The 1716-nt window shown below is 72.7% G+C and carries 2 protein-coding genes; both read right to left on the minus strand.

The window, feature by feature from the left end; genetic code table 11:
• On the minus strand, nt 1–623 hold a 623-nt coding region (locus G6031_RS16195; protein WP_182653817.1), incomplete at its 3' end, for an ATP-binding cassette domain-containing protein.
• The gene (locus G6031_RS16200) at nt 620–1618 is read right to left on the minus strand and encodes a metal ABC transporter substrate-binding protein (RefSeq protein ID WP_182653818.1); all 999 of its coding nucleotides are present in this window, start codon (nt 1616–1618) and stop codon (nt 620–622) included. The genes G6031_RS16195 and G6031_RS16200, both read right to left, overlap by 4 nt.
• Nucleotides 1619–1716 lie beyond the last annotated feature (98 nt).

Genomic DNA, 1716 nt, shown 5'->3' on the forward strand with positions numbered 1-1716 from the left:
GTGGAGACCAGTGCGGTCCGCCCCGAGGCGGTGAGCTCGCGCAGCACGTCGATGTAGACCTCCTCGCTGCCGGCGTCCATGCCGCTGAACGGTTCGTCGAGGAGCAGCAGCTCGGCCTCCTGGGCCAGGCAGCGGGCCAGCAGGACCCGTCGCCGTTGACCGCCCGAGAGCTCGCCGATGCGCCGCCCCGCGATCGGCGACAGCCCGACCCGGTCCAGGGCCTCGTCGACCGCCAGTCGGTCGGCGGCGGACGGGCGGCGCCACGGACCGGTGAAGCGGCGGCGGCCCTGCATGACCACCTCACCGGCGGTGACCGGGAACCGCTCGTCGAGTCCGTCCGACTGGGGCACCGCCGCCACCCGTCCGGTGCGCAGCGCGCGCCGGACCGGGGAACCGAGGAGGCGCACCGATCCACCGGTGGGGGTGACCAGGCCGAGCAGCGACTGGAGCAGGGTTGACTTCCCGGACCCGTTGGGGCCGAGCAGCACGGTGATCTCCCCGGTCGGCACCGAGAGCGACACCGAGTCGAGCGCGCGGATCTGGCCGCGGTCGACGGTGAGGTCGGTGACGACGACGGCGGGCGGGCCCGTGTGCACGGAGAAGGGCAGTGGGCGGTCGGTCATGACGTCAGCTCCCGGGTGATCGTCTCGAGGTCGTGGTCGAGCAGGTCGAGGTAGGTGGGCACCGGGCCGCTGGGCGCGGAGAGGGAGTCGACGTACAGCAGGCCGGCGACCCTGCTGCCCGTCTCGGCCGCGACCTGATCCATCGCTGCGCCGGAAACCGTCGACTCGCAGAAGACGGCGGGGATCTCACGATCACGCACCTCGTCGATCAGGGCGGTGACCTGACGCGGCAGCCCCTGGGACTCGCTGTTGACCGGCCACAGGTAGAGCTCCTCCAGGCCGAGGTCCCGGGCCAGGTAGGAGAACGCGCCCTCGCACGTGACCAGGACACGGCGGTCCTCCGGCACCGCCGCCACGGCCGCGCGGGCGCGGGACGCCAGCTCGTCGAGTTCGGCCACGTAGCCCTCGGCTCGGGCGCGGTACCCCTCGGCTCCCTCCGGGTCGACCTCGGTCAGGGCGCGGGCGATCGTCCGGATGTATCTCGCGCCCTCGTCGGGCGACATCCACGCGTGGGGGTTGGGCCGCCCGGTGTAGTTGCCGGAGCGCACAGGCAGCGGGTCGACCCCCTCGGAGGTGACCACGTGGCGTGCGTCGGTCCCGTCGATGAAGCGCAGCAGCCAGTCGTCCATGCCGAGACCGTTGCTCACCACCAGGTCCGCGCCCTCGACCCGCTTGAGGTCGTCGACGGACGGCTCGTACTGGTGGACGTCGGCGCCCGGGGTCGTCACCGACTCCACCCGGACCCGGTCCCCACCGACGCGGCGGGCCATGTCCGCGAGGATCGTGAAGGTCGTGGCCACCACGACCCTGTCGCCGGCCTCCCGGGCGGCGAACCGGGGCCGGTCGTCCACGTCGACCGCGCCCCAGGTGCCGGTGGTGCAGGCGGCCGCCACGATCGCGGTCACGAGTGCGACGACGACCGCGGCCGCGGGGGACCCGGGTCGCCGGCGACCGGCCCGGGGATTGCGGCCCCCGACCAGATGAGATTTCGGCATACCGAAATATTAAGTCAAAGTGGCGGAATATCCATACCGCCTGGGTAGCCCTGCTGCCTCCAGGCCTCGTAGACCACCACGGCGGCGGCGTTGGACAG

Origin of the sequence: Dietzia sp. CQ4, from assembly GCF_014145125.1 — a bacterium.
Lineage (GTDB): Bacteria > Actinomycetota > Actinomycetes > Mycobacteriales > Mycobacteriaceae > Dietzia > Dietzia natronolimnaea.

Coding starts and splice junctions, on each gene's coding strand:
- G6031_RS16200 (WP_182653818.1), bottom strand. CDS start 1,618: ATGCCGAAATCTCATCTGGTCGGGGGCCGCAATCCCCGGGCCGGTCGC.